Annotated in this window: 23 protein-coding genes; 11 read left to right on the plus strand and 12 right to left on the minus strand. The window is 63.8% G+C overall.

What is annotated here, in order from left to right; translation table 11 throughout:
- Positions 1-58: 58 nt before the first annotated feature.
- A complete protein-coding gene (gene pdxR, locus PQR27_RS11605) occupies positions 59-1,567 on the minus strand; it encodes a MocR-like pyridoxine biosynthesis transcription factor PdxR (protein ID WP_408523792.1) in 1,509 nt (502 codons plus the stop codon).
- Positions 1,568-1,589: 22 nt separating this feature from the next.
- Positions 1,590-1,742, minus strand: coding sequence for a hypothetical protein (locus PQR27_RS11610; RefSeq protein WP_408523793.1), 153 nt, complete (start codon positions 1,740-1,742; stop codon positions 1,590-1,592).
- On the opposite strand from PQR27_RS11610, the gene PQR27_RS11615 reads away from it, so the two are divergent.
- On the plus strand, positions 1,741-2,508 hold the full coding sequence (locus tag PQR27_RS11615; protein WP_408523794.1) for an NAD-dependent epimerase/dehydratase family protein: 768 nt from the start codon (positions 1,741-1,743) through the stop codon (positions 2,506-2,508). The genes PQR27_RS11610 and PQR27_RS11615 overlap by 2 nt on opposite strands.
- On the opposite strand, the gene PQR27_RS11620 is transcribed toward PQR27_RS11615, so the two are convergent.
- Entirely contained in the window at positions 2,486-3,088 is a 603-nt protein-coding gene (locus PQR27_RS11620) for a TetR/AcrR family transcriptional regulator (RefSeq protein WP_408523795.1), read from the minus strand. The genes PQR27_RS11615 and PQR27_RS11620 overlap by 23 nt on opposite strands.
- An 83-nt stretch (positions 3,089-3,171) precedes the next feature.
- Positions 3,172-4,398 carry an MFS transporter gene (locus tag PQR27_RS11625; RefSeq protein ID WP_408523796.1) on the minus strand — a complete coding sequence of 409 codons (1,227 nt, stop codon included), beginning with the start codon at positions 4,396-4,398 and terminating at the stop codon, positions 3,172-3,174.
- Between the two features lie 240 nt (positions 4,399-4,638).
- Between PQR27_RS11625 and PQR27_RS11630 the strand changes: the two genes are divergently transcribed.
- From PQR27_RS11630 to PQR27_RS11645, 4 genes are read left to right on the plus strand one after another with little or no spacing between them, the layout of a single operon-like run.
- The gene (locus tag PQR27_RS11630) at positions 4,639-6,039 is read left to right on the plus strand and encodes a short-chain fatty acid transporter (RefSeq protein ID WP_408523797.1); all 1,401 of its coding nucleotides are present in this window, start codon (positions 4,639-4,641) and stop codon (positions 6,037-6,039) included.
- A 45-nt stretch (positions 6,040-6,084) separates the two neighbouring features.
- Complete coding sequence (locus tag PQR27_RS11635) at positions 6,085-7,578, plus strand: class I adenylate-forming enzyme family protein (protein WP_408523798.1); 1,494 nt, start codon at positions 6,085-6,087, stop codon at positions 7,576-7,578.
- Positions 7,579-7,594: 16 nt separating this feature from the next.
- On the plus strand, positions 7,595-8,413 hold the full coding sequence (locus tag PQR27_RS11640; protein WP_408523799.1) for an enoyl-CoA hydratase/isomerase family protein: 819 nt from the start codon (positions 7,595-7,597) through the stop codon (positions 8,411-8,413).
- 49 nt (positions 8,414-8,462) lie between these two features.
- Positions 8,463-9,458: an MDR family oxidoreductase gene (locus PQR27_RS11645; protein ID WP_408523800.1), complete on the plus strand. Its 996-nt coding sequence runs from the start codon at positions 8,463-8,465 to the stop codon at positions 9,456-9,458.
- 70 nt (positions 9,459-9,528) lie between these two features.
- Here PQR27_RS11645 and PQR27_RS11650 read toward each other — a convergent pair whose 3' ends face one another.
- Positions 9,529-9,789 (minus strand): hypothetical protein, encoded by a 261-nt coding sequence (locus PQR27_RS11650; RefSeq protein ID WP_408525470.1) that lies wholly within the window; start codon positions 9,787-9,789, stop codon positions 9,529-9,531.
- A gap of 575 nt (positions 9,790-10,364) precedes the next feature.
- On the opposite strand from PQR27_RS11650, the gene PQR27_RS11655 reads away from it, so the two are divergent.
- Both PQR27_RS11655 and PQR27_RS11660 read left to right on the plus strand, forming a co-directional pair.
- Positions 10,365-11,483 carry a porin gene (locus PQR27_RS11655; protein WP_408523801.1) on the plus strand — a complete coding sequence of 373 codons (1,119 nt, stop codon included), beginning with the start codon at positions 10,365-10,367 and terminating at the stop codon, positions 11,481-11,483.
- Positions 11,484-11,726: 243 nt separating this feature from the next.
- Positions 11,727-13,070 (plus strand): MFS transporter, encoded by a 1,344-nt coding sequence (locus PQR27_RS11660; protein ID WP_408523802.1) that lies wholly within the window; start codon positions 11,727-11,729, stop codon positions 13,068-13,070.
- A 48-nt stretch (positions 13,071-13,118) separates the two neighbouring features.
- Here PQR27_RS11660 and PQR27_RS11665 read toward each other — a convergent pair whose 3' ends face one another.
- From PQR27_RS11665 to PQR27_RS11695, 7 genes are all read right to left on the minus strand, one after another.
- Complete coding sequence (locus tag PQR27_RS11665; protein WP_408523803.1) at positions 13,119-14,486, minus strand: hypothetical protein; 1,368 nt, start codon at positions 14,484-14,486, stop codon at positions 13,119-13,121.
- On the minus strand, positions 14,483-16,075 hold the full coding sequence (locus PQR27_RS11670; RefSeq protein ID WP_408523804.1) for a vWA domain-containing protein: 1,593 nt from the start codon (positions 16,073-16,075) through the stop codon (positions 14,483-14,485). Before PQR27_RS11670 ends, PQR27_RS11665 begins: the two co-directional genes overlap by 4 nt.
- Complete coding sequence (locus tag PQR27_RS11675) at positions 16,065-17,102, minus strand: vWA domain-containing protein (protein ID WP_408523805.1); 1,038 nt, start codon at positions 17,100-17,102, stop codon at positions 16,065-16,067. Before PQR27_RS11675 ends, PQR27_RS11670 begins: the two co-directional genes overlap by 11 nt.
- Positions 17,089-17,628 carry a DUF4381 domain-containing protein gene (locus tag PQR27_RS11680; RefSeq protein ID WP_408523806.1) on the minus strand — a complete coding sequence of 180 codons (540 nt, stop codon included), beginning with the start codon at positions 17,626-17,628 and terminating at the stop codon, positions 17,089-17,091. Before PQR27_RS11680 ends, PQR27_RS11675 begins: the two co-directional genes overlap by 14 nt.
- Positions 17,625-18,587: a DUF58 domain-containing protein gene (locus PQR27_RS11685; RefSeq protein ID WP_408523807.1), complete on the minus strand. Its 963-nt coding sequence runs from the start codon at positions 18,585-18,587 to the stop codon at positions 17,625-17,627. Before PQR27_RS11685 ends, PQR27_RS11680 begins: the two co-directional genes overlap by 4 nt.
- A gap of 52 nt (positions 18,588-18,639) precedes the next feature.
- A complete protein-coding gene (locus PQR27_RS11690; protein ID WP_408523808.1) occupies positions 18,640-19,599 on the minus strand; it encodes an AAA family ATPase in 960 nt (319 codons plus the stop codon).
- Between the two features lie 81 nt (positions 19,600-19,680).
- Entirely contained in the window at positions 19,681-20,034 is a 354-nt protein-coding gene (locus PQR27_RS11695; protein ID WP_408525532.1) for a hypothetical protein, read from the minus strand.
- Between PQR27_RS11695 and PQR27_RS11700 the strand changes: the two genes are divergently transcribed.
- The 4 genes from PQR27_RS11700 to PQR27_RS11715 all read left to right on the plus strand — a co-directional run bounded on the left by PQR27_RS11700 (position 19,928) and on the right by PQR27_RS11715 (position 26,773).
- Positions 19,928-21,115 (plus strand): formylglycine-generating enzyme family protein, encoded by a 1,188-nt coding sequence (locus tag PQR27_RS11700; protein ID WP_408523809.1) that lies wholly within the window; start codon positions 19,928-19,930, stop codon positions 21,113-21,115. The genes PQR27_RS11695 and PQR27_RS11700 overlap by 107 nt on opposite strands.
- A gap of 77 nt (positions 21,116-21,192) precedes the next feature.
- A complete protein-coding gene (locus tag PQR27_RS11705) occupies positions 21,193-22,248 on the plus strand; it encodes an HAD family hydrolase (RefSeq protein ID WP_408523810.1) in 1,056 nt (351 codons plus the stop codon).
- 111 nt (positions 22,249-22,359) lie between these two features.
- Complete coding sequence (locus PQR27_RS11710; RefSeq protein ID WP_408523811.1) at positions 22,360-24,054, plus strand: arylsulfatase; 1,695 nt, start codon at positions 22,360-22,362, stop codon at positions 24,052-24,054.
- Between the two features lie 100 nt (positions 24,055-24,154).
- Positions 24,155-26,773, plus strand: a complete 2,619-nt coding sequence (locus tag PQR27_RS11715) for a fused MFS/spermidine synthase (protein ID WP_408523812.1) — start codon at positions 24,155-24,157, stop codon at positions 26,771-26,773.
- The last annotated feature ends 65 nt before the right edge of the window (positions 26,774-26,838 follow it).

A 26,838-nucleotide genomic window follows, 5' to 3' on the forward strand; every position in this document is an offset into this window, starting at 1 on the left:
CATTGGCTTGATCCTGGAATCATACCGGCAAGCGGAGCGGGTCGTCGCGACGATCCGGTCAGGTGCCGTGAGCCCGCGCACGCTCCAGTACGCGTGCAAGGCAGACCGCGCCGCGTTCGATCTCGTCGCTATCGAACGCGGCGAAGCCCAGCACCAGACCCGGCGGGACGGCACGCTCGAGCGCGTAAAACGACAACGGCCGCGTTTCGATGCCAGCGAGCGCCGCGTGCCGCGCCACTCGCGCGTCGTCGGTTTTGCCCGGCAGGAAGGCGGGTGTGTCGAGCCCGGTGGTGATCGCGGGCAGCGCGAGCAGGCCGCCAAGATGGCGCTCGATCGAATATTTGAGCGCCTGGGCACGCTCGCCGTACAGCAGCCGCATCCGGCGAATATGGCGGCCAAAATGACCCTCGGCAATGAACGCATGCAGGATCGATTGCTGGTCCACGGCCAGATGCCGCGACGTCAACGAGAGCGCAGCGGCGAACGCGTCGACGAGCCGGTCTGGAACGATCGCATAGGCCATGCGTAGTGCGGGAAACAGCAGCTTGCTGAACGTACCGCAGTAAACAACGTGACCGCTCTCATCAAGACTTTTGAGCGCCGCCAGTGGACGGCCTTCAAAGCGATATTCGCTGTCGTAATCGTCTTCCAGGATCACCGCGCCGCTTCTGCGCGCCCATTCCAGCAGCGCGAGGCGCCGTTCGAGCGCAAGCGGCGGTCCCATGGGCGCCTGTCGTCCGGCGGTCACATAGGCGAGGCGGGCATCGGCTGCGTGGCGGCACGCCCACTCCACATTCATCCCGTCTGCGTCCACCGGCACTCCAACGACACGCGCTCCAGCCGCCTCCAGCGCAAGCTTCGCACCCGGATAGCCGGGATCTTCCAGCAGCGCGGTGTCGCCCGGGTCGAGCAGCAGTCGCGCGCTCAGGTCGATCGCCTGCTGAACACTGCTTAGCATCACTACGTTTCCAGCGGAACACGTGATGCCGCGAGCGGTCCGCACATGCTCGGCGATTGCTTCGCGCAACGGACCATAGCCTTGCGCCTCGCCGTCGGCCAGCATGTCTCCACGGAAACGGCGCGAACGTCTCGCGGCCAGCTTCGACCACAAAGCGGACGGGAAAGCGGCAAGGTCCGGCTGACTGGGACGAAAAGCGCGAGCGGGCGTCGCGCGGCCCTCAACCTGGAAAGCCGTGCGCGACAGCAGTGCGCCACGCGCGGACAACTCGATGTGTGCGTCGGCGCTGCGTACGGCGGGTTGCGCCGACTTCGCCCGGTGTTTGCCGGGCACGAGGCGCCGCTCGGGCAATTCCGCCGCGACAAAGCTGCCCCGCCCCACCGCTGCAGTGACATACCCTTCCGCATGTAATTGCGCGAACACCCCAAGCACGGTGCCTCGCGAAATCGCAAACCGCGTAGCGAGATCGCGCGTGGCCGGCAACCGGGTTCCCGGCGAAAACCGGCCGGTCAGGATCGCGCCGCGGATCTCGTCGTAGAGCCATTGCTGCAGTGAAGCCCCTTCTGGCTTAGGCGCAAGCGCGATCTCGATGTCTTTGGCGCGTCTCAACTTTCACCTCAAAATGGCTCAATCAGTTTTTCGATAATGGCTCTTTCGGCACACCAATATGATAACTAAGCTGCCGGTAAACGCCGATCGGCAACACGACTGTCAAATGCGCCGCCTCGGGCGTAGAGCCAACCGGCGCATCGTCACCCTTTGCTTTCAAAAAAAGGATAGTCATGACTAGCAAGGTCTTTCTCGCCGGCGCCACAGGCGCTATTGGAACCGCCCTGATTCCCCTGCTGATCGACGCGGGATTGTCGGTCTACGGAAGCACGCGAAGCGCACAACGCGCAAAGATGCTGGAAGACGCGGGCGTCATACCGGTCGTCGTCGATGTGTTCGATGCCCAGACATTGGCCAACGAGCTGGCCCGAATCAGGCCGCAAAGCGTGATTCACCAACTGACCGATCTGCCGCGCGGGCTCGATCCTTCGCGCATGGCGCAGGCAGTCGTCAACAACGCCCGCATCCGCAACGAAGGCACGCGCCACCTGGTCAAAGCAGCCGCGGCAGCCGGTTGCAGCCGGCTCGTTGCGCAGAGCATCGCCTGGGCCTACCGCCCGGGCACGCTGCCGTATGTGGAATCGAGTCCGCTCGATGTCGACGCCGCCGCACCGCGCAGTATCAGCGTGCAAGGGGTCGTCGCGCTGGAGAAATGGGTTCTCGAATCGACCGCCCTGACCGGCACGGTGCTGCGCTATGGGCAGATCTATGGTCCGGGCACCGGCGCCGACGCGCCGTCCGGGGCGAGCCCGCTGCACGTTCAGGCCGCGGCGATCGCGGCTTTGCTGGCCCTGCAACGCTCGCCGGGCGGCGTCTATAACATCGCCGAAGACCACGCGGAAGTCAGCAGCGAAAAAGCCCGCAGAGAGTTGGGGTGGTCGGCGTCCATGCGTTCGATGGAGCGTCTGAGCGTTCCGCTCAAGGCTTCAGCTGCGCGATGAATACCGCGCTTGCGTCATCGAGCGGCGCGCGAGACTTCTCGAGTTTCGAGCACAGCACCGCGCCTTCCCATGCATTCCAGAAGTAGCGTGCAAGGGCCGCCGTGTTGACGTCAGCCCGAATCTTCCCGGCTGCCTGGCCTTCGTCCAGGCATGTCTGGATGCGTGCGCGCCAGTCCTGGATCACGTTCAGAAGCGCCGCGCGAAACGTTTCGTCCAGTGCGGCGAGTTCCTGACTTAGGTTACCGACGAGACAGCCGCGCCTGAAGTGGAAACGCTCCATGCCGTTAGCGGCGTCGTCGGTGAATGCCTTGATACGATCGATCGGATCAAGCGATGTGTCGCACAAGTGGCGATCGAGCTTGCGCGCAAAATACGCGGCATACGCGTCGATGACTTCGAGCGCGTAGGCGTCCTTGCTGCTGAAGTAGTAGTGGAAGGAACCCTTTGGCACACCCGCAATGGCGACCAGCTCGTCCAGAGAAAAATTGTAGAAACTCTTCTCCGTCAGAAGGGCTACGCCAATTCGCACCAGCTCGGCACGCCTGCCTGTATCGCGTTTGGTTGTTGGAGTGGCCATCATGTATCTCTCTAGAAATGTCCGCGGCCTTGCGGTCGTCTATTTGCGGTCGATTGTTGCGGTCGACTAATTGCGGCGGCAACCGGTCACCAGCGCGGCCGCTTGGCGAGAAGCGGCATCATTGCGAGAAGACCCAGAACCGGGCCGGGCAGAAGCAGCCAGGCCACGTGAACATCGAGCGAATGAAATGCACTTGTCGACCAGAGGATCGAACAGGCCGACAGAAAAAACCCGCAGCTGTTTTGAAGCGTCAATGCACCGCCGATTTTGTCCGCCGGACACGCCCGCACGGATAAAGCCGAAAACTGCGGTGAATCGGCAATGACGCTGATGCCCCAGACAAGCAGCAACGCGAGCTGCACCGAAGTGCCAAGCGTCGACGCGAGTGGATAGACCGCGCACAGCGTACCTGAAACCAGCAAGGCCAGCGCCGCGGTGCGCGCGCTTCCAACCCACCGGCTCAACATGCCGCCGAACAGACAGCCGGCCGCACCGATGCCGATGATAAGAAATGACCAGAACGCGACCGCGCTAGCCGATTGATGCGTCGATCCGGCAAACGCGTGTTGCACAAATAGCGGCGTGAGCGTCCAGAAGGCGTACAGCTCCCACATGTGCCCAAAGTAACCGAATGCCGCGGCCCGGAACTCACGGATTCTGACGACTTCGCCGACGCCGCCGGAGAACGCCGAACGACGTGCAGCGCCCGCCCGAACATGCGGCCCCTCGCCTAGCCAGAACACCAGCGTCGCACCAATAACCGCGAGCGCGGACGAAGCGAGCACCACCGTTTGCCACGGCACACTGGCGAACGCCGCGCGAATCGCATGAACGGATGCCGTGCCGAGCGTCAACATGGCGACCAGTAATGCAAGCGTCTGCGCGGCGCGACCAGGTGCCCATGAGACGAGAAGCTTCATCCCCAGCGGATAGATTCCCGCGAGCGCCACCCCCACGCCGAACCTGAATACGACGGCGGATGCGAGACCGGTGCTGCACAACGCAAAGAGCGCATTCAACGCCGCGCCGATCAGACCGCACAGTGCGAAAACACGGCTGGCAGGAACGCGGTCGGCGATACCGGTGGTCGCGGACACCAGCGTGCCGACAATGAACCCCGCCTGCACGGCATTGGTCAGCCAGCCGATGCCGGATGCGCTGAGTTGCCAGGCCGCCTGCAGGTCGCGCATCGCGCCGTTCGCGCTGAACCACAGCGAGGTGCCGAGCAACTGGGCAATCGCGATCACCAGCACCGCGCGGTTCACACCCACGGTGTGCTCCGTTGCCCGTCCAACCTCCAGCTTGTCTTCCACGTCGCCTCCTCCATGCTCCTGATTCCCGCTGCCACCGTCGCCACCGTTGCCTTCGCGCTGCGACTTTCTGATGTGTGCGGTCGCGTTCCGTGCGTGGCTCAGGAGTTACCCGAGCCACTATAGTTTTTTGTAGACGACCGGTCAACTAGTCTCTATAACTACTAACTGACCGGTCGTCTAGTAACCAACATACACCGCCAGAGCGGCCCAGGAGGCTGCCGGCATATGGAGACTTACGTCATGGAAAAGCTGAGTGTGGATGGGCCATCAGTAGCGGCCGGCGCGCAGACTGGGGCCTTCGGCCTGCGCAGAATCACCCGGGTCTGTGTCGTTCTGGTCGAGCGGATCATGCCCGATCCCTTTGTGATCGCCATCCTGCTGACGTTGTTGACCTGCGTGCTGGCGGTCGCGATCGCACCGCATGCGTCCATTCCTGAAGTCGTGACGAGCTGGTACGACGGCGTCTTCAAGATTGCGAGCTTTGCCTTCATGGTCGCCCTCACGCTCGTGACCGGCCATGCACTGTCGACCTCCCGGCCCGTGTCGCAACTGCTGAGAAGGATCGCGTCGCTCCCCACCACCGCGGCGGGCGCGATGACCCTGACATTCTTCGTGTCAATGGCGGGCGGCCTGCTGAACTGGGCCGTCGGCCTCGTGGTGTCGGCGTTGTTCGCACGGGAAGTCGCCAAGCGCGTGCGGGTCGACTTCGCGTGGCTGGTGGCCGCCGCTTACGCAGGCTGGTCGTTTTACGTCTGCGGAATTTCGAGCTCCATCGCTTTGCTGAGCGCGACCAGGGGCTCGCCGCTTAACGTGATCGAGAAAGTGACCGGCAACGTCCTGCCGATGAAGGAATTCCTGTTCTCGCCGCTGAACTACATTCCCGTGATCGTGCTGGCGATTGCCGTGCCGCTGGTGTTCCGGATCATGATGCCGCGCGAGCACGAAGCGATTGCCGCCGATCCGCAGCGTCTGATCGCCGAAGATACCGTGAGCTCGACGGACACGCCCGCCAGCACGATCGCGGGCAAGCTGGATCACGCGTGGATCCTGAACCTGGTGCTGGTTGCGCTGGGCCTGGGATATATCGGATTGAAGGTCGCGAAGAATGCGTTCACGATGGATCTGAACATGCTCGTCATGATCTTCCTGTTGCTCGGGCTCGTCACGCACTGGACGCCGAAGGCCTATCTGCGTGCCATCAACAACGCGGCGCGGGTGGCCGGTCCGATCCTGCTGCAGTTCCCGATCTACGGCGGCATCATGGGCATCATGACGGCAACCGGACTGGCCGACGTCATCGCGCAATGGTTTATCGGTTTCTCGACGACCCAGACCCTGCCATTCTGGAGCTTCGTATCCTCGACCCTGATCAGCATGTTCGTGCCGAGCGCCGGCGGCCACTGGATCGTGCAGGCGCCTTTCGTGGTCCCGGCCGCGCAGCATCTGCACGTTTCGCAGAGCGCGGTGGCGATTTCGGTGGCGCTCGGCGAAGGCGTCGCCGACATGATCCAGCCGATGTGGGTGATTCCGCTGCTCGCCATTGCGGGCGTGGGCATGGGCCGGGTGATGGGCTTCACCGTGATCATCTTCTTCATCATGTTTGCCGTGATGGGCGGCACGTTGCTGCTGTGCGGCCACTAACCGCTTCACCGAATATCGACCCTTTCACTCGCACGAACTCCAATCATGAATAGCATGGCCAATCTAGGCGAGCTGGTATCGGCGGCCTGTCGTGATCACCAGGGCGCGCTCGCAATCGAGTCAGCGAGCAACACGCTGAGCTACACGCAGTTGCTGGACACGGCGAGCGCGCTCGCGGCAAGACTCAGGCAGCTCGAAGCCGGGCCGCACGAGCCGGTCCACGTGCGCGTATCGAACCAGCCGCAAGACTTCGCCGCGTTTCTCGGCGTGTGGCTGGCCGGCTGCGTTGTGGTGCCGGTTCATCGAACTTCGCCGGCCGCCGTGACCGATCGCATTCTCGACAAAACCCGGGCGCGCTTCATTGTCGACATCGCCACCGCGACGACGACCCCTGAAGCGGCGATTGCAGACTGTGGCACCGGTGCGCCCCCAGCGCGCGCGCAACTCGAAGGCGCGGCGCTGATCATCTTTACGTCAGGGTCGACGGGCGCGCCCAAAGGCGTCGTGGTCACGCATCAGGCCTTCGCGGGCAAGCTGCTCGCGATCGACGCCATGGTCCACTTCCGCCGTGCCGAACGTACGCTGCTGCTCCTGAACATTACGTTCAGCTTCGGCATCTGGGTTGGCCTGCTGACGCTTCTGGGTGGCGGCACGGTTGTGTTGCCCGAGAAGTTCGACCCTGCCCTGTTGCTCGCGCAACTACGCGGCGAGCGCATCTATCGCGTCGGCGTGGTGCCCACCATGCTGCGCGCACTGCTCTCGCTCGCTCCCACGCTTGAGCGCGATGCGCAAGCATTCGCCTGCCCCGCGTTGCATCAGATCCTCACTGGCGGCGAACAGCTCAGCGAGCAGCTCGCCAGCCAGATCGAAACGCTCTTTCCCAACGCGGACCTGATCAACATTTTCGGGCTGACGGAAACCTCGACGTGCGACTTTTTCCAGTTCCCGAACTATCGTCGCGCGAGGCCGTTATCGCTTGGCTTGCCGTCGAGCCACGTTGACTTCCGTGTCGTCGACGAGACCATGACGCCGGTGAGCGCCGGTGCCATCGGCGAACTGCAGATCCGCAGCCCTTATCTGATGCGAGGCTATCTCGACGAACCGGAACTGACCACCGCGGCCTTTGCCGGGCCCTGGTTCCGGACCGGCGATCTCGCTGTTCTCGCCGAGGAGGGCGAGGTCCGGTTGATGGGCCGCCACAAGGAACTGATCGTGCGCGGCGGCAACAAGGTCACGCCGATGGAAATCGAACAGGCCACGATGCTATTCGAAGGCGTCGGCGCCGCGATGGCCGTCGGCGCGCCGGATGCCATCCTCGGCGAACGCATTCACGTCCTGATCGTGCCGTTCGCGGGCAGTGCCGTCGATCTCGCCGCTCTGCGCTCGTTCCTCGGCGGACGGCTCGAAAAATACAAGATTCCGGATTTTTTCTACGTCGGCGAAGCCTTGCCCACCGGCCGCACGGGCAAGGCGGATCGCCGCGAACTGCGTAGCATGATCGCAAGCGGCGAGCTTGCACCCTTGACTAGCAAAGCCTGACAGGCAGAGGTAATCGATGTCGAACTTTTCAACCTTGCTTTACGCAGCCGAACAGGGGATCGCGCATATCACGCTGAATCGCCCCGAGCGGCTCAACGCGTTGGGCAAACAGTCTCTTGTCGAGATCAACATGGCGCTCGATCTCGCCGAGTCCGACGACAGCGTACGCGCGATCGTGGTCAGCGGAGCCGGCAAGGCGTTCTCGTCGGGCTTCGATTTAAAGGAACAAATGGAAGCGCGGCCCGAAGGCGACGCTATCTGGCGCGAGATTCTGGCGCGCGACTTCGACACCACGATGCGCTTCTGGGACTCGCCGAAGCCGACCATCGCCGCGGTGCATGGCGCCTGCCTCGCCGGGGCGTTCGAGATCGCGCTGGCCTGCGACATCACCGTGGCCGCCGAGAGCGCGATATTCGGCGAGCCCGAGCTGAAGTTCGGCGCCGGCATCGTCACGATGCTGTTGCCGTGGCTGACCGGGCCGAAGCAGGCCAAGGAAATCATTCTGACAGGACTCGACCGGATCGACGCCCACAGCGCGCGCGAGCTCGGCGTGGTGAACCGGGTGGTGCCTGAAGGCGAACACGTCGCCGAGGCGATGCGTATCGCGCGCACAATGGCCGTGATCGATCCCAACCTGGTTCGGGTCACCAAGAGCGCGATCAATCACAGCTTCGAGGCGCGCGGCATGAAAGCCGCGCTGCAACATGCGCTCGACCTCGACCACGCCGTCGAATCCAAAGGCTCCCCCGACAAACAGGCTTTCATGGCGGTTGCCCGCGAGCGCGGTATGCGCGAAGCGATCCAGTGGCGCGATCGACGCTTTTCCGAACGTTGAACGCTCACCCACTTCACGACGATTCCATCTGAAACTCCGGAGAACTCTCATGCCCGACCAGACATTCAGCGCCATGGTGCTGCGCGAAGAAGACAAGAAGACCAAGGTAGCGATCGAAACGCTGTCATTCGATGACTTGCCCGCTGAGGACACGCTCGTCAAAATCGACTTCTCGACCATCAATTTCAAGGACGCACTCGCCGTCACCGGCACCGGCAAAATAGTCAGGACGTGGCCGCTGGTGCCGGGCGTCGATTTCGCCGGGACGGTCGTCGAAACGGCGAATCCGAATCTCAAGGCAGGCGACAAGGTGGTGTTGACCGGCTGGAGCGTCGGCGAAAAGTACTGGGGCGGCTATAGCCAATACCAGCGGGTGCGGGGCGACTGGCTCGTCCCGCTGCCGGCCGGTTTGAGCACGCGGCAGGCGATGATGATCGGTACCGCGGGTTTCACCAGCATGCTGTGTGTCAATGCGCTGGAATCCGCTGGCATCACGCCGCAAAGCGGCCCTGTGCTGGTCACGGGCGCGTCCGGCGGTGTGGGCAGTGTCGCGGTAGCGATTCTGAGCAAACTCGGGTACACGGTTTCGGCGCTGACCCACGGCCCTGACAAGCATGACTACGTCAAGAAACTCGGCGCCAGCGAGGCGATCGACGGCCCCGAGTGGAAGGAGTTGCCACGCGCGCTGGAAGGCCAGCGCTGGGCAGCCGCGATCGACACGGTCGGCTCGAAGGTTCTCGCCCGCGTGCTCGCCGAGATGAACTACGGCGGCGTGGTCGCCGCGTGCGGTCTGGCAGGCGGCGCCGATCTGCCGACCACCGTGATGCCGTTCATTCTGCGCGGTGTCAGGCTGATCGGCGTCGACTCGGTGATGTTGCCGTCGAAGGACCGGCTCGCCGCCTGGCAGCGTATCGTCGCCGATCTTCCGCTGTCCATGCTTGATGGCATCACGGCGAAAACGGTGCGGCTGGAGGAAGTCGGCAGCGCGGCAGCCGATATGCTGGCGGGCAAGCTGCGTGGCCGTGTGCTGGTGGACGTGAACTAAAGGCGCGCCGTTCCCGCGAGCGGCAGGCATACACCAGCGGCTAGTAATTAGCGGCTGGTGGACGTCGACGTCAGAACTTCGGATGACATTCAAAATTCACTGACGACCCATGCGCCGTCAGCGTCTGCACGCCGCTCACCGTTTCCGCCTTCACGCTGCTCAACATGCCGCGCCGCTCGCAGTAGTCGCGCGCCTGGTTCATCGCCTGCTGATGCGCGCGCGCCCACGCCAGCCGTCCACCCGTCGCGCTTGCCGCCACTGAATAGCTGCCGGGTTCGCCGCTCGAAACCACATCGGACGATGACGCGCATCCCACCAGACCAATGCACATGGCAGCGGCAATGAGTGTTCGCGCGTGCCTGGCCGACAGGCTCCGGCTCCGGCTCTGGCTCTGGTCCGCTCGTGAGCCCGCGTCCTGATTGGGCCCCCGGCCCAAGACGTAATCCAACATGTTTCACCTGCATGGGTAACCGATTTTCCGATCCCGAAATTATCCGCAGTTGTGCGCGCGAGATCATCCTTGTTACCTGAAAACACTGTTGCCGGCGTCCATATAATCGCCCACGGTTCCACCCGGGGACCGCATTGCGCCGGTCTCCTCCAACTCCCGAAAACTCGGGCCATGGGCTCGCTCGAGCCGGTTCCCCTTACCCCGCCGGATCATGCGGTTTCTGCACGCTCCTCATGAAAATAATGCACTGGCTTTATCGAGCCAGTTGCCTTGAAATTAGCACGCCCATTCTTTTTTGGCGCAACCGGCTCGAGGTGTGTCAGGCGGAACCGCAATCCACTGACTCCCGCTCCTGCGGCCGCCGGGCTGAATCGACCTACTGACCTCGCGGTCGTCTGAATCACCGATGTGCAATCAAGTCCGTTGCAGGCGGATACAAAAAAGAGGAGACATGCATGCGTTTGATCAAACATGGCGTTTGCGGAGCCACGCTGGTTCTTGCCGCCGGCGGTGCGGCAGCGGCCGATTCGAGCGTCACGCTGTACGGTGTCGTCGATGCGAACATCCAGTATCAGAGTAACGGCGGCGTGCATTCGTTTTCCGAAAAGAGCGGCGGCTCGACCGGCTCGCTTTTTGGCCTGAAGGGCGAGGAAGACCTGGGCGGCGGCCTGAAGGCGCTGTTCAATGTTGAATCGGGCTTCAACGTCAATAACGGCGGCCTGTTCGCCGACACCTCGGCGCTCTTTTACCGCCAGGCCTGGGTCGGCCTGAGCGACGCGAAATATGGCTCGCTCACCATGGGCCGCCAGTACGAGCCGAGCTTCCGGGTCGTCTATCCGGCCGAGCCGTTCCGCGCGAATGAGGTGCTCTCGCCGTTTTCGGCAAGCGTGCTCGCGGTCGATCGGAACACCCTGTCGACCCAGTACGATTCCGGCCGCGCCAGCAATTCGATCCTGTATCAATCGCCGGATCTGAAGGGCGTGAAGCTCTACGGCATGTACGCGTTTTCAGCCACCGTGAGCCAGCCCGTGCCGTCTACCACCGGCAACATGCTGAACGTCGGCGCCAGCTACTCGGGCTACGGCTTCTATGCCGGTCTCGCCTACGTGAACCAGCATCCGGGGCAGGTCACCATCGCCGGCCTGCCCACCTCGCTGAGCCTGCTGGGCACCGAGCACTTTATCGGCGCGCTCGCCTACCGGATCGGCATCGTGAACTTCCAGTTCAACTATTCGTACAACCGGTCGAAAGACCCGGCTGCGGGTTCGCTTGCCGCCCATCTGGGTACCGCTCATTCGCTGAGCATCGCCGAACTGGGCGCGACGATCCAGGCCACGCCTGCAGATGTCATCGCGATCGCCGCCGTTCAGCGCAACGTGCGCGGCACGCACGACAATACGCCGGGCGTCGAGGTGGGCGTCGATCATTCGTTATCCAAACGTACCAGTCTCTACATGCGAGCGGGTTACCTGAAGAACAACGGCAGCGCCACGATGAGCTGGCCGGGCGTGACGGTCAGCGCGCCGGGTACCAAACAGATCCTCGCAACGTTGGGCATGACGCACCGCTTCTGAGTGACGCGGCGCCTGGCGCGCGAAGTTTTTACGCCATTGCTGCCGGCCGGCCCGTTTCGGGCCGGTTTTTTTTACGTGGTGCGTCCTTGCGCACTGCCCGCCCGATCCCGCTATCTGGTACTGGGCATGTGAATCGTCAGACCCTATCCCTTGCCGCCAAAATCCTTCCGGATTGACCCTCCAGCGACTAGTCTTTAGCGACACCATTCGGATTAACCGGATGTTGAACCGGAGGAGACATCGATGGAGATCGAAGCACGCACCATGACGCGCGTGACAGTTCGGCTCGTGCCGTTCCTGATCGTTTGCTATTTCATTGCCTATCTGGACCGTGTCAACGTCGGCTTTGCCGCGTTGCAGATGAACAAGGCGCTCGGCTTGTCCGCCAGCGCATTCGGCTTCGGCGCCGGGATTTTCTTTATCGCGTACTTTTTCTTTGAAGTGCCGTCCAATCTGCTGCTCGAAAGATTCGGCGCGCGGCGCTGGATCGCGCGGATCATGTTCACATGGGGCATTCTGGCCGGGGCGATGGCATACATCCCGGACATTGCCCGTTTCACGGGTATGTCCGCCGCCCACGTGTTTTACACGCTGCGCATCCTGCTGGGCGTGGCCGAAGCGGGCTTCTTCCCGGGCATCATCTTCCTGCTGACATTGTGGTTTCCGGCCGCCTATCGTGGCCGTGTGGTCGGCTATTTCATGGCGGCCATTCCGCTGTCCACGGTGATCGGCGGGCCCATCTCCGGCCTGCTGCTGTCAATGGACGGCCACGGCGGCCTGGCCGGCTGGCAGTGGGTCTATCTGATCGAGGCGCTCCCGGCGCTGCTGCTGTCGTTCGCGGTGCTGTTCTACCTGACCGACAAGCCGGCCGACGCCAGCTGGCTTGCTGCCGACGAACGTGAATGGCTGGTCGCCCGCCAGGCGCAGGAACGTGCGCACCGGGAATCCGTGCGCAAGTTCAGCGTCAAGGAAGCGCTTTTCAATCCCCGTGTGCTGGCCGTCGCCCTGATCTATTTTGGTGCGAACGCAACCAATTACGGCTTGAGTTTCTTTCTGCCGCAGATCGTCAAGTCCTTCGGACTCACGAATGTGCAGACCGGCTTTGTGACGTCGTTGCCGTACATCGTCGGGGTGATCAGCATGCTGTTCTGGGGACGCCATTCCGACCGCAAGCTCGAGCGCAAATGGCATGTGGCGATCGCGTTGCTGGTGGCGGCCGGCGGCATCGCGGCAGCGGCGGGGCTCGACGATCCGGTGCAGAAGATGATCGCGCTGTCGATTGCGGGGTTCGGCATCTTCGGCTGTCTGCCGGTGATCTGGACCTTGCCGGCGGCGTTCCTGTCGGGCGCTGCTGCGGCGGGCGGGATCGCCGCCGTGAATTCGCTCGGCAATCTGGCGGGATTCTTCGGACCCTACGCGATGGGCTGGATCAAGGACAGTACCGGCGGCTTCGGTGCCGGTCTGCTGTGCCTTTCCGGAGCGGGTCTCGTCGGCGTTGCGGCGGTACTGCTGCTTCATCACGACGCGTCGCTCGAAGCATCGTCCAGCCTGCCTCATCCCGACAGCGGGCACGCGGCGAGTTCATGACAGCCGGTGCGGAAGGCGGAGCGCGCAACGCAAGCGCGCGCCGCTGCGTTAATAATCATTGAGCGGCGGCAGCGGCGACGTTTTCCGACGCTGCGCCCTCGCCCGCTTCGCCGTACACCGTAGCGCCTGTTCCGCGCCCTCCCAGGGCACGCCCGGGGCCGCCTGCGGCGCGGTGCCTTGCGCGTAGTGCTCCGTCACCGCGTCGACCAGTTCCGCGACTCCGGCATTGTCCGCGCGTGCGATGTTGTCCAGCCGCGCCGGCTGTCCGAAGTCACGGCTTCGGTCCATCCAGCGATACAGCGCCGGAATGGTCCCGCGCCATTCGCCCTTGCGCGCAACCGCGCATAGCGCGCGCCATGCCACGGCATCGCCTTCCAGGTAACGTTGTCTTGCATCGCTTGCCCGCTTGCGAGTGCGCCGCAAGAATGCTGCAATCCGTGTTCTCGACCAGACCAGCACGATGAGACCCAGCGCAAGCGCGCATCCGACTATCAGTTGCCGGCTATGAATCACGATGATCCGGTGCGGGAAGCCTTGGCCTATCGCTTCGACGGGTATTTCAAAGAGCGGCTTCTCGTGCGCCGTGGCCGCGGAAAACGTCACGCCAGGCAAGACAATCGTTTCCTTCTTCCGCGCCGTTGTGTTCCACCATTCGATGGTCACGGGCGGCAGCCTGAAGCGGCCGCTGTGGTCGGCGATATAGGTCACCGTGTCGGTTCGTTCGCCGGCAACGAGACCCACTCTGTCCTGCACGATGTTGCGCGTGCTGGGCGGTTTGGCGTAGCGCTTCAGGCCCTCCACCTCGCCCAGATTCACCGGTGGAATCAGCATCGATTCGGTGCCGGCGGCGCTTTGCGTAATCGTGCGTGTGACGGCATCGCCCACTCTGAGCCGGTCATGTGTGGGCTCGATTTTCTGCGTGGCCGTGAGTCGCGAGGTGGCGAAGAACGTCGCCATGCCTTCGGCGCCAGGCGGCAACGTCGCTACCAGTCTCAGTGCCGGTGTCATGACCTGCACCGGCGCATTCATGCCGCCCGGATACACGGTGATCGCAAACGGCGCGATCTCGTAAGTTTTGCCGGCCTGCGGCGCGATGCGGTAAGCGCGGCTCACGCCGAACCAGCGCACGCCGCTGATGTCCTCCGACAGGTTCACCGCCTCTTCATCAGGCAGGCTCACGATCGCGTCGGCCACGGTAAACAGCGGCCAGTTCGGCGCCTCGGTAAACCAGGTCGTCGTCAACAGATCGACGACAAGTTTGACCTCGCTGCCGGCGACAACCGGCCCGGCAGGTTCCAGATGCGCGCGAACCATGGTCTGCGGCGCGGGGTCGACCAGGGCCGGAACCGCAAGCGCAAACGAAGCCGGTCCGAGCCACACCATGACGAGCAGAAGCCGCAGAAGAATCGCTGTCATGGCGTAGCCGCTCCTTTTGCATCGGATTCCTGCTCAAAGCGTTGTTGCAGAAACACCGCCGGCGACGTATTCAGACTGCGCATCCAGACGTCCTCGCTCGGGCGTGGCGCACCCGTCACCACGGTCGAGGTACCCCGCCCTTTCTTCTTGTCGACTTGCACCTGATCGGGCTGGTCCTCCTCGGGATCCATTTCTTCCTGTTTGTCTTTGGCGAGGAGCCGCTGCAGGAAGTCACGATTGGCCGCGGCCGGATGCAGCGAAGGCTGCAATCTGAGCGCGTTGTCGTATGCCTTGATGGCCGCCGCGTAGTCGTCGAGATGCGCCAGCGTATTGCCCATGTAGAAATACGACTGCGCGGTCTTCAGACGCGAAAAACTTTCGAGCGCGCCGGTGTAGTCGCCCGCGAGATATTGCGCGCGGCCCTTCCACATCGGATCCTCGAAACGTTGCGCGGCTGCCTTGTAGTCGCCATGCTCGAAATTCCAGCGACCCTGCTGATCGTGCGTGGCGAACAGATCGACCCAGCGCCACTCGGCGGCTTGCGCGTGCCGGGGCATCATGCTGAAGGCGAGCGAGAGCAGCACCATCGGCAGCCACTTGACGGTCCAGCCTCGCCTGAAGCTCCAGAGCGCGAGCGCCAGCAGCGGAATGACGAGCCAATAACCCGCTTCTTTCCAGCGCGGCACGATCTTCGATTCTTCCGCTTGCGCGAGGTACGCCTGCGCGCGATGCTGGACCCACACTACGTCGTCGTCATCCACGCGCATGCTCGCGAGCGGAATGTTGGCGGCGTCGGCCACCTTGCGGATCGCGTCGGCGTCGAAGGTCCCCATCAGCGGATGGCCTTCCGGGTCCATCGCAATCATGCCGTCGGGGCCGCGTATCGGGCCGCCGTTCGGGGTGCCCACCGCCAGCCACAGCAGTTGATGCCGCAGCCCCTTGGCCTTCTGCACGAACGCATCGGCCTGGTCTGAATCGAAGCCGTCGCTCATGAACACGATCGTGCCCGCGGCGGGATCGTTCGCAAGCAGACGCTCGGCCGCGTCGAGCCCGGCCGTGGCGTTCTTGCCGTCGTGCGGCATCAGCGACGGAGATAGCGCCGGCACATACAGTTCGAGCATCGCCGGATCTTCGGTGGGCGGCACGACGAGGTGGCCTGTACCGGCGAACACGACCAGCCCGGTGCGCGCGCCCTTGCGCGCCCTAGCCAGGTCGAGCACTTTCTGTTTGGCGCGCTCGAGCCGGGTGGGCGCGACATCGGTCGCGTCCATCGAGTGGGCCAGTTCCAGCACGACCACGAGCGGCGCCTTGTCCTGATTGAACGGCGGGCGCTCCTGCTGCCAGGTCGGCCCCGCCGCCGCCAGCGCACCGATGCCCAGCAGCAACGCCAGCGTATGCACCGGCTGTATCGTGCGACGCCGGATGTCGCCCACCAGCAGATGTTCGAGCAATGCGGGATCGATGACATTGCGCCAGCGGGCGCGCACGTTGTTGCGGCGGAACCAGACCAACGGCAACAGGATCGCCGGAATCAGCAGCAGCAACCACTCGGGTCGCAAAAAATGGAAGGTGGTGAGATCAATTTCCATGACCCGCCTCCGTGATCTCCGGGCGCACCGGCGGCGGTTCGCGACGCGGCGCGCGCAGCACGGCAATCAGCAGCGCGAGCAGGTGATAGAGCGCGAATATCGTGACGGCGGCAGCGGCCGGCACCCAGTAAAAGTCACGCTGCGGCCGGTAGATTTCGCGCTTGACCTTTTCGGGTGTGAGTTTGTCCAGCGTGGCATACACGTCGACCAGATCCTGCTGCCGGCCGAGTGCGCGGAACGCGCGGCCTCCCGTGATACTGGAAATGCGCGCGAGCGCGTCCAGATCGACCTTGTCTTCACCGGTGGTATCGGGGTCGCCGATACCGATCGTATGGACCACCAGCTTGTGGCTCTTCGCGATTTCCGCGGCGCGCTCGGGCGGAATGGCGCTGCTGGTATCGTTGCCGTCGGTCAGCAGGATCAGCACCTTTTCCTGCGCCTGTGAATGCTCCATCAGCTTGACCGTCAGGCCGATCGCATCGCCGATCGCCGTGCGCGGCCCGGCCATGCCGATCTGCATCTGGTTGAGCAGGATCTGAACGGCGTCGTGGTCGAGCGTAAGCGGCGCCTGCGGATAGGCTGCATCGCCGAATACGATGAGGCCGATGCGATCGCCCTTGCGTTTCGCGATGAAATCGGCCACGACCCGTTTGACCGCGCTAAACCGGTCCATCCGCTCGCCCGCGGCATTGACGAAGTCGCGCGTCGCCATCGATCCCGACAGATCGATCGCCAGCATCAGGTCGCGCGCCGGCTCCTCGCGTACAACCGGCGCTTCGACATAGACCGGCTTGGCGGCGGCCACCACGAGCAACGCCCACAGCAGCGGCATCAGCACACGTTGCAGCCAGTTGCGACGCAGCCGCACGCCACCGGGCGCCGGCTTTTCGCCCGCGGCCTGCGCCATCTCGTGAAAAAACGGCACGCGCACCGCCGAGGCTGTCGTGCGATAAGCCGGCACCAGCCACCACACCAGCAAGGGCAGCGGCAGCAGCGCGAACATCCACGGAAAATCAAACTTCCACATGATGATGCTCGATCCAGTCGCGGGTATGGCCGATGAGCGTCATCGCCTCGTCCTGCGAAATAGCAGCAATCCGGTCGGGCGGCGCATAGCTCGCGAGTGCCAGCAATGCCCCGCTGCGGGCGTCGAAATGGCCCCGCGTGCGTTGCAGAAAGGCGAGCCATTCGTCGCCCGTGAGCGCCGCTACCTGCTCGCGCGGCACGGCCGCCAGCGAGGTCCGTTTGATCAGCCGGGGGATGGCGGCGAGCGCGCTCGCACGTTGTGCGAAGTCCACCGGGCCTGCGGCGAGACGGGCTTCGATGCGCGCCAGTTCGGCCAGCGCGACGCGCCGGTAAAGCTGCTTGCGGCGGTGCCGCCAGACGGCCACGGCGGCCACTAACAGCAGCGCCAGCAGTACCAGCGCGACGAACACCCAGCCGATGGTTTGCGGTGCATAAGACACCGCCTCCGGCAGCGGCAATTCCTGCAACGGCTGCAGTTGTCCGGACGAGTCGGGCGGGACGAGCGCTACGCCGGACGCCGTGCTCATATGCCGCTTCCGGTGGCGGGCCGCGCGCGCTCGCCGAACATCCGCCGCACCTGCTCGACCGTGGGCTCCGCGGTCGACAGCGCCATCAGCGGCACGCCGCTCGAACGCAGCAATTCCGCTACTTCGGCCGTGCGGCCGCTGAAGAGACTCGATAGTGGTGCGCGCACACGCTCCTGCTCGATGCGCAATTCGACCTGCAGATGGCCTTCACTGACCACCAGCGCGCGGTGCTCGGGCATCTGCTGCCACAGGGGGTCGAAAATCATCGCCGCGACCACGTCGTTATGCGCGCGCAGCTGCCGCAGGAGCCGGCGGGTGCGTTCGCTCGCGCCGGCAAAGTCGCTGACGATACAGATCAGATAGTCGTGACCGGCTAACTGAAGCACCCCTTCGAGTGCCGCGTCCAGCTGATCGTAATTGGTGCGTGCCTCGCTGTCCGCGTGCAGCACGCGATTCATCGCGGCCAGCGCGCCGAACAGCACCTTGATACGGCTGCGGCTGCGCAACGGCTTGACCCGCACCACTTCGCTGTCGTTAAAGAGCACGCCGCCGACGCGGTCGCCGGCGGCAAAACCCATCCACACCGCAAGCGCCGCGACTTCCGCGGCCACCACCGATTTGAAGGCGCGCCGCGAACCGAAAAACATGCTCATCCGCTGATCGACCACCACCAGCAGCGGCCGGTCACGCTCCTCGGTATACGCGCGGACCTGAGGCTTGCCCAGTCGCAGCGAGACTTTCCAGTCGATATGACGCACGTCGTCGCCCGGCAAGTAGGCGCGAATCTCCTCGAAATTGAGCCCACGGCCACGCAGCCGCGACGCATGGCTGCCGGACAGCACACTCGAAACCGGCGCAGGGGCGACAAAGCTCAACCCGCGCGCATGAAATTCGAGCTTTGCCAGATGGGCTGCATCGACATACACGCTGCCGATTGCGGACCCTGCAGATTCGGACACCACGGCCACGGCGATTCCCCCGCGTTCAGGCGATGCATGACGGCCATGCCGTTCAGGCCGGCACGGCAACCTTTTCGATCAGGCGGTCGACCACTGCATCGGCGCTGATGTTCTCGGCGTTGGCGTCATAAGAGAGAATCAGACGATGCCGCAGCACCGGATGAATGACCGCGCGCACGTCGTCCGGTGTGACGAAGGTGCGCTCCTGCAACCAGGCCTGCACGCGGCTCGCCCGATCGAGGCCGATCGAGCCGCGTGGGCTCGCACCGATCTCGATCCATTTGCCGAGCTCCGCGTCGATTTGCGCACCGTGCCGGGTGGCGTTGACGAGCGACACCATGTAGTCGTCCATGGCCGGCGCAACCGTAATGCGGCTGATTTCTTCGCGTACCGCGAAAATCACATCTTGCGCGAGAACCTCCGGCGCGGCGGCGGCTTCGTTATTTTCGCGCCGCAACAGCCGCAACATATCGACTTCGCTTTGCGGCGACGGATAGGTAATGAGCACCTTCAGAAGAAACCGGTCCATTTGCGCTTCAGGTAATGGATAAGTCCCTTCCTGTTCGATCGGATTTTGCGTGGCCATGACCAGAAACAGATCCGCCATCCGATGCGTTTTTCCCGCCACGGAAATCTGCCGCTCTTCCATCGCTTCCAATAATGCGGATTGCACCTTTGCGGGCGCGCGGTTGATTTCATCGGCGAGAATCAGATTGCCGAAAATAGGACCGGGTTGAAAGCTAAGGGTGCGTTCCGTGCCGGATTGCAATAGCGTTTCAGCGCCGGTGATGTCAGATGGCAACAGATCGGGAGTGAACTGGATGCGGCTCATGGTCGCCGCCAGACGCGTTGCAATGGCCTTGACGGTGCGCGTCTTGGCCAGCCCCGGCAGGCTTTCGAGCAATACGTGCCCGTCCGCCAGAAGGGCAATCAGAACCTGCCGCACCACTGCCTGCTGCCCCACTATCGCTTCATTGACGCCTGATTCGAAGCGCAGGATAGTTTCGCGCATAGCTTTCGATTTCCCCAATCATTTCATGGTTGGACAACATCAGTAAGAATGGCCGACGCCAGCCACATTAATGCACCTCCGTCATTCCGTCAAAGTTTCGGAGCGTTCAAAAAATAGCGTGAAATTTCCTTGAAAAATTGTTAGCCTGCACCTGACGAATTTTTTACCGACGCAAGAACTGTTATTCCGCATCGCTAAACTTCTTCTGCGCAATGCAAAGGAAAACTGGCCCAGGCTGAGTGAAAAGCCATCCGCTTCACCGGTACGAGAGAAGGGAATGATGAGTTCACGAAAAGATGGATCGGTAAAGACGGATCGCCCGTCAGGTATGTCTTCAACGAAAGCGCCCGCCAGCCGCAATCGCAAACTGCTGCTCTGGGGCGCACTGTTAGTCATGCTTCCTGCGTGCGTTGGCGCTGCGGTCAGCTGGGCCATGAGTTCGCATACACCCGCGCATCCACAAGTCGTCTACGGCGACGGCACGCATGGTCCGCGTGGCATGGCATGGGTGCCCGGCGGCGAGTTCCTGATGGGCAGCGACTCGAAGCAGGCGCAACCCAATGAGCGCCCCGCGCACAAGGTGCGTGTTCATGGTTTCTGGATGGACCGCCATCACGTCACGAATGCCGAGTTTCGAAAATTCGTCGAAGCCACCGGGTACGTGACCACTGCCGAGAAAAAACCCGACTGGGACACCCTGAAGGTGCAACTGCCCGCCGGCACGCCGCGTCCGCCTGATAGCGCGATGGTGGCCGGCGCCATGGTGTTCGTCGGCACGAATCAACCCGTGCCGCTCGAGGACTATTCGCGCTGGTGGCGTTACGTGCCCGGTGCCGACTGGCGTCATCCTACCGGGCCCGACAGCAATATTCTGGGCAAGGACGATCATCCGGTCGTTCAGGTCTCCTACGAGGACGCGCAGGCCTATGCGAAGTGGGCCGGCAAACGCCTGCCGACCGAAGCCGAATGGGAGTTCGCCGCGCGCGGCGGCCTTGAACAGGCCACATACGCATGGGGCAACCAGTTCACACCGGATGGCAAGCAGATGGCCAACGTCTGGCAGGGTCAGCAGCCGCAGGCATTTCCCGTCGTCAGTCCGAAAGCGGGTGGCGCGCTCGGCACGAGCCCGGTCGGCACCTTTCCGGCCAACGGCTACGGGCTGTCCGACATGACCGGCAACGCCTGGCAATGGGTGGCCGACTGGTATCGCGCCGACCAGTTCCGGCGCGAGGCAACCAGCACCCGCGAGATCGAGAATCCAGCCGGCCCGAGCGATTCGTGGGATCCGTCCGACCCGGGCGTCCCTGTCGAGGCGCCCAGGCGCGTAACACGCGGCGGTTCGTTCCTGTGCAACGAGGCCTATTGCCTGAGCTACCGGCCGAGCGCGCGGCGTGGCACCGACCCCTACAACAGCATGTCACATCTCGGCTTCAGGCTCGTGATGGACGAAGACACGTGGAAGGAACCCGTCGCGCGTCAGGCCTCGGCCCGCGCTGCCGGCGCTGACGGAAGCTAGCACGCGCTGCTCCTTCGAGCTGTACTCGTGTCTCCCGTTCGCGGGTCATCGAATTGTGCAATCGAAATGGAGGTGGGATGCAAAGGTTCCGTCAGGCAAGGTACACGGCTCGCGCGGCGACGCTGATCGGCGCGGCCCTGATCGCGCTGTGCGCAGCCGGTTGTTCGACGCCCGCAAGCACCGGTGCAACACCGCCGGCAGCAGTCAGCGCGGCTGCCGCGCTGCCCTCCTGGCGTGACGGCCCGGCGAAGCAGGCGATCCAGAAGTTCGTCGCCGACGTGACCCGTCAAGGTTCGCCGAATTTTGTGCCGCCGGCCGAGCGCATCGCCGTATTCGATAACGACGGCACGCTCTGGAGCGAGCAGCCGATGTACTTCCAGTTCATCTTCATGCTCGATCAGGTGAAGGCCGCGGCGCCGAAGCATCCGGAATGGCAAGACAATCCGGCGTTCAAGGCGTTGGTCGCGAAAGATTATGGCGCGCTGGCGGGCCTGCAGAAGCAGTTGCTGCAACTGGTTGCGGTGGCCAATAGCGGCATGACCGTGGACGAGTACGACAAGACCATCCGCGACTGGCTCGCCAATGCCCGGCATCCGAAATTCAATCGCCCGTATACCGAACTCGTGTACCAGCCACAGCTGGAATTGCTCGCCTATCTGCGTGCCAACGGCTTCAAGACTTTCATCGTCTCGGGCGGCACGATCGAATTCATGCGCCCCTGGGCGGAGAAGGCTTACGGCATTCCGCCCGAACAGGTGGTCGGCTCCAGCCAGCTCGTCAAGTATGAGATGCACAACGGTCAGCCCGCGCTCGTGCGCCAGCCGAAGATCGATTTCGTCGATGACGGTCCCGGCAAGCCCGTCGGCATCTATCGCAACATCGGCCGCAAGCCGATTCTCGCGTTCGGCAATTCCGACGGCGACCTGCAGATGCTGCAGTACACCGCCTCCGGGAGCGGGCCGCATCTCGCCTTGCTGGTGCATCACGACGACGCCGTGCGTGAATTCGCGTACGACCGCACCTCGAAGATCGGCAAGCTCGATAAGGCGTGGGACGAAGCGACCGTCGATGGCTGGACGGTGGTCAGCATGAAGGACGACTGGCAAACCATCTACCCCGCTTCGAAACAGTAGGCGGACGCGGGAGAGCGCGAGCCGCAGGCGGGTTGCGGCCGCTACGAGGCAACCCGGGGCGCAGGGAACGCGCAACGGGTGAACCGAAGGTAACTCCATTGGAGCGACACAATGAAAATGTTCCTGCGAAAGGGGCACTACGTGGCGGGGGCGACAGCGATCGCCCTTGCCACGTTCGGTGCGTTGATCTTTCCGTCGATCGACGCGCCTGCCCAGACCCAGAGTACGGCCAAACCCGCACCGGCGCCCGCACCAGCGCCGGCACCACAGCCTGCCGCGAAAAACTCGGCGAAACCGAACATCCTCGTGATTTTCGGCGACGACATCGGCCAGACGAATATCAGCGCCTACTCGCGCGGTGTGGTGGGTTACAAGACACCGAACATCGATCGCATTGCTAACGAGGGCATGATCTTCACGGACTACTACGCTGAGAACAGTTGTACCGCTGGCCGCTCGTCGTTCATTACCGGTCAGGTTCCATTGCGCACGGGGCTGTCCAAAGTGGGCGCGCCTGGCGCACCGGTCGGCCTGCAAAAGGGCGACATGACCATCGCCCAGGCGCTCAAACCGCTCGGCTATGCAACCGGTCAGTTCGGCAAGAACCATCTGGGCGACAAGAACGAGTACCTGCCGACCAATCACGGTTTCGACGAGTTCTACGGCAACCTGTACCACCTGAACGCCGAGGAAGAACCCGAGCGCCCGTACTGGCCGAAGGACAAGAACGATCCGTACGTGAAGAACTTCTCGCCGCGCGGCGTGATCCATAGCACCTCCGACGGCAAGGTTCAGGACACGGGTCCGCTCACGGCCAAGCGCATGGAGACCATCGACGACGAAACCGGCGCCCACGCGGAAGAATTCATCCGCAAGCAGGTCAAGAACGGCACGCCCTTCTTCGTCTGGATGAACTACACGCGCATGCACGTCTTCACGCACGTGCGGCCTGAATTCAGAGGCAAGAGCGGCATGCCCGGCAACGAATACGCCGACGGCATGTGGGAGCACGATCAGGACGTCGGCAAACTGCTCAAGTTGCTGGACGATCTGAATATCTCCAAAAACACCATCGTCATTTACACGACCGACAACGGACCGAATCAGTTCTCCTGGCCCGACGCGGCGACGACCCCGTTCCGCAGCGAGAAGGACTCCAACTGGGAAGGCGCGTTCCGGGTGCCGGCGATGGTGCGATGGCCGGGCCATATCAAGGCGGGCGACGTCTCCAACGAGATGTTCTCGGGGCTCGACTGGTTCCCGACGCTCGTCGCCGCAGCGGGCGACACCGGCGTCAAGGACCGGCTCCTGAAAGGCTGGGCGCCCAAGGCGGGCGGCCCGAGTTTCAAGAATCACCTCGACGGCTATAACCAGTTGCCTTTCCTGACAGGCCAGACCACCAAGGACCCACGCACGGAGTTTTATTACTTCGACGACGACGGCGATCTGGTGGCCATGCGCTGGGATCAGGACGGCAATGCCTGGAAGGCGGTCTTTTGCGAGCAGCGCGCCAAGGGCAATCTGGACATCTGGCAGGACCCGCTCGTTTGCCTACGGCTGCCCAAGCTGTTCAACCTGCGCATGGATCCGTATGAGCGGGCAGACATCACCTCGGACCAGTACAACGACTGGGTCACGAAGAATGTCTACCTGAACGGCATCGCGACGATGAAAGCGTCGGTGTTCCTGCAGACCTTCGTCAACTATCCGCCGAGCCAGCGGCCCGCGAGCTTCAGCGTGGACGGTGTGCGCAAACAGGTCGACAAGAAGATCGACGAGTCCTTCAAGAAGCGCGGACTCGAGTAATGCGCTGTGACGTTGCGCCCGCCGGCTCCGGCCGGTGGGCGCAACGTTTCTGCGCTTCCGAACCGAAGTTCATCCCCACCGTTTCAACGCAATTCATCCGATGACCCATACGCTGGCCAACCGTGCCCAAAGCTCACGCCGTGAGCGCCGCGCACAAGAACGCGCACAGCGTCGCGCCGAACCGCACGAGCACGAACCGCTCGACGACGCCGTCACCCCAAGCTTACCGATCGCCTGGCCGCTGCTGCTTCTGTTCGCCTCGGGTGCCGCCTCGCTGATTTACCAGGTGCTGTGGATCAAGCAGCTCGCGCTCGTGGTGGGCGTCGAAGTCCAGGCCGTCACCACGGGCGTGAGCGCGTTTTTCGCGGGCCTCGCCGTGGGCGGCTGGATCTTCGGCCGGCTCGCCGACCGGCTGACGCGGCCGGTGCGCCTGTACGCGCTGCTGGAAGCCGGCGTGCTGCTGCTCGCGCTCGCCGCCACCTGGCTCTTGCCGCACGCGGCGGCGCCATTTGCTTCGCTGCAGGAGCACATGGGGCCGCTCGCGTGGGCACTGCCCTTTGCGCTGGTCGGCCTGCCGGCCGTACTGATGGGCGGCACCTTGCCGGTACTGATGCGGGCCCTGTCCCCGCTCGCGGCGAATCTGGGCCGCGCCGGTGCCCGCCTCTACGCAGCCAATACCGCGGGTGCGATTGCCGGCACGCTCGCCGCAAGCTTTATGCTGATTCCGTCGCTGGGTGTGCAAGGCAGCGCGCTGGCCGCTGCCGCGCTCAATGCCGGCGCCGCGCTGATCGCCGCACTGCTCGGCCGGACCAGGCTGGCGCTCGTGCCGCCGGTGCAGCCACACTCCGCCGCCTCGGCATCAGCGGACGCCGCTCGCGACGCACCCGCCGCGAAGGCGCGCCTCGCGCTCGTGCTCTACGCGATCGCCGGCGGGGTCGCGCTCGGTTACGAGGTGGTGTGGTCGCAGATGATCGTCCAGTTCATCAGCACCCGCAGTTTTGCGTTCGCGGTCGTGCTCGCCACCTACCTGCTGGGTCTGACGCTGGGCAGTGCGCTCGCGTCGCGTTACGTCGACCGCGCACGCGACCCGTGGGGCACGTTCGCCATCCTGATCGTGTCGGCCGGACTGGTCGCGCTGCTCGAGATCGCCGTGACGGGCGGCTGGCTGCCGCAGTGGCAAAGCCTCGCGCGAGAAGCCGTGTTCGGCGCGACCGGCAGTCTGCTTGTGGCCATGTGTGCCGGCTTCGCGGTGGCGGCCGCGTGCGTCGTGTTCGTGCCTACCCTGCTGCTGGGCGCTGCCTTCCCGTTTGTGTTGCGTCTGAACGTGGACAACCGGCACACCGGGCGCGACGTCGGCGCCGTGGTGGCGTTGAACACGGCGGGCGGCATCGCCGGCACGCTGCTCGCCGGATTCGTGCTCGTACCGGCGCTGGGGCTGATCCACGCGCTCGCGGTGCTGGCCGTTCTCGCCTGCGCGTTGAGCCTTGCCGCCGTGCTGCGCGGATCGAACGTACGGCCTTTGGCGCGCTGGAGCGTGCCTCTACTCGCGGCCTTGACGCTGATCACCGTGATCTTCACGCCGTCAGACCGGCTCGCCACGCTGCTCGCCCAGGCGCGCGGCGGCACCCTGAGCTTTTACGAAGAAAGCGCGGGCGGCACGGTGGCGGTCATCGAACAGCGTGCCGGTGAACGGCGTTTCCGGCGGCTCTATATCCAGGGGGTTTCCAATTCCGGCGACACGATGGCGTCGCTGCGATATATGCGTTTGCAGGCGCTGTTGCCGTTGATCATTCATCGCGAGACGCCGCGCTCCGCGCTCGTCATCGGCCTTGGTACCGGCATTACGGGTGGCGCGTTGCTGACCTGGCCGGGGCTCGAAAAACGCGCGGTCGCCGAATTGTTGCCGGCCGTCGTGCGTGCCGCCCCGCAGTTCCAGGGCAACTATGGCATGAGCGCCGATCCGCGCATGGACATCCGTCTGCGCGACGGACGGCGCGAACTGTTGCGCAACAACGAGCACTACGACCTGATCACGCTGGAACCGCCGCCGCCGTCGGCTGCGGGCGTCGTCAATCTGTATTCGGCGGATTTCTACCGGCTGGCGGCAGCGCGCTTGCAGCCGGGTGGCATTGTCGCGCAATGGCTGCCGTTGCCGACGCAGAACGAAGAGGACACCCGAGCGCTGATTCAGAGCTTCGTCCAGGTGTTTCCGTATGCGGCGTTGTGGACCACCGAGTTGCACGAGATGATGCTGGTCGGTTCGATGCAGCCGCTCGAACTGGATGTACCGCGAATCAAAGCGCGCTTTGCGCAACCGCAGGTTGCCGCCGCGTTGCGTGAAGTGGGAATTGCGTCGCCGGCTGCACTACTCGCCACCTGGATCACCGATCGTACTGGCCTCGAGTATTACGCCGCCGATGCGCAACCCGTCACCGACGACCAGCCGCGGATCGAATACGCGCCGTGGGTCCGCCGCGACGCCTTTCCAACCACGCTGGCCCATCTGCTCGCCCTGCGCACCCAACCGCCCTTGCATGGCGCGGACGATGCCTTCCGCGCGGAAATGGCGAACCGCGCCAGCGCGCTGCAGAGCTTCTATTCCGCCGGCCTCGATGCCTATCGCGGCGACCGCGATGCGTGGGCGCGGGACATCGGCGACGCCATGCGGAAGGATCCGGACAATCCGTATTACCGCTGGCTGGTGGGCGACGGCGGTTGAGCGGTGCTGAACGCCGCGCGGTCTGTGCCGCGCTGGCGCAGGTTGCTTTTGACGCTCAGGGCGAT

The sequence above is a fragment of the Paraburkholderia fungorum genome, assembly GCF_046027215.1.
Classification (GTDB): domain Bacteria; phylum Pseudomonadota; class Gammaproteobacteria; order Burkholderiales; family Burkholderiaceae; genus Paraburkholderia; species Paraburkholderia fungorum_D.

Excerpts from the sequence above, each read along its gene's own strand:
- PQR27_RS11615 (WP_408523794.1), top strand. The coding sequence starts at position 1,741 with ATGACTAGCAAGGTCTTTCTCGCCGGCGCCACAGGCGCTATTGGAACC.
- PQR27_RS11610 (WP_408523793.1), bottom strand. The coding sequence starts at position 1,742 with ATGACTATCCTTTTTTTGAAAGCAAAGGGTGACGATGCGCCGGTTGGC.
- PQR27_RS11620 (WP_408523795.1), bottom strand. The coding sequence starts at position 3,088 with ATGATGGCCACTCCAACAACCAAACGCGATACAGGCAGGCGTGCCGAG.
- PQR27_RS11630 (WP_408523797.1), top strand. The coding sequence starts at position 4,639 with ATGGAAAAGCTGAGTGTGGATGGGCCATCAGTAGCGGCCGGCGCGCAG.
- PQR27_RS11635 (WP_408523798.1), top strand. The coding sequence starts at position 6,085 with ATGAATAGCATGGCCAATCTAGGCGAGCTGGTATCGGCGGCCTGTCGT.
- PQR27_RS11640 (WP_408523799.1), top strand. The coding sequence starts at position 7,595 with ATGTCGAACTTTTCAACCTTGCTTTACGCAGCCGAACAGGGGATCGCG.
- PQR27_RS11645 (WP_408523800.1), top strand. The coding sequence starts at position 8,463 with ATGCCCGACCAGACATTCAGCGCCATGGTGCTGCGCGAAGAAGACAAG.
- PQR27_RS11650 (WP_408525470.1), bottom strand. The coding sequence starts at position 9,789 with ATGTGCATTGGTCTGGTGGGATGCGCGTCATCGTCCGATGTGGTTTCG.
- PQR27_RS11655 (WP_408523801.1), top strand. The coding sequence starts at position 10,365 with ATGCGTTTGATCAAACATGGCGTTTGCGGAGCCACGCTGGTTCTTGCC.
- PQR27_RS11660 (WP_408523802.1), top strand. The coding sequence starts at position 11,727 with ATGGAGATCGAAGCACGCACCATGACGCGCGTGACAGTTCGGCTCGTG.
- PQR27_RS11665 (WP_408523803.1), bottom strand. The coding sequence starts at position 14,486 with ATGACAGCGATTCTTCTGCGGCTTCTGCTCGTCATGGTGTGGCTCGGA.
- PQR27_RS11670 (WP_408523804.1), bottom strand. The coding sequence starts at position 16,075 with ATGGAAATTGATCTCACCACCTTCCATTTTTTGCGACCCGAGTGGTTG.
- PQR27_RS11675 (WP_408523805.1), bottom strand. The coding sequence starts at position 17,102 with ATGTGGAAGTTTGATTTTCCGTGGATGTTCGCGCTGCTGCCGCTGCCC.
- PQR27_RS11680 (WP_408523806.1), bottom strand. The coding sequence starts at position 17,628 with ATGAGCACGGCGTCCGGCGTAGCGCTCGTCCCGCCCGACTCGTCCGGA.
- PQR27_RS11690 (WP_408523808.1), bottom strand. The coding sequence starts at position 19,599 with ATGCGCGAAACTATCCTGCGCTTCGAATCAGGCGTCAATGAAGCGATA.
- PQR27_RS11700 (WP_408523809.1), top strand. The coding sequence starts at position 19,928 with ATGTCTTCAACGAAAGCGCCCGCCAGCCGCAATCGCAAACTGCTGCTC.
- PQR27_RS11695 (WP_408525532.1), bottom strand. The coding sequence starts at position 20,034 with ATGGCCCAGCTGACCGCAGCGCCAACGCACGCAGGAAGCATGACTAAC.
- PQR27_RS11705 (WP_408523810.1), top strand. The coding sequence starts at position 21,193 with ATGCAAAGGTTCCGTCAGGCAAGGTACACGGCTCGCGCGGCGACGCTG.
- PQR27_RS11710 (WP_408523811.1), top strand. The coding sequence starts at position 22,360 with ATGAAAATGTTCCTGCGAAAGGGGCACTACGTGGCGGGGGCGACAGCG.
- PQR27_RS11715 (WP_408523812.1), top strand. The coding sequence starts at position 24,155 with ATGACCCATACGCTGGCCAACCGTGCCCAAAGCTCACGCCGTGAGCGC.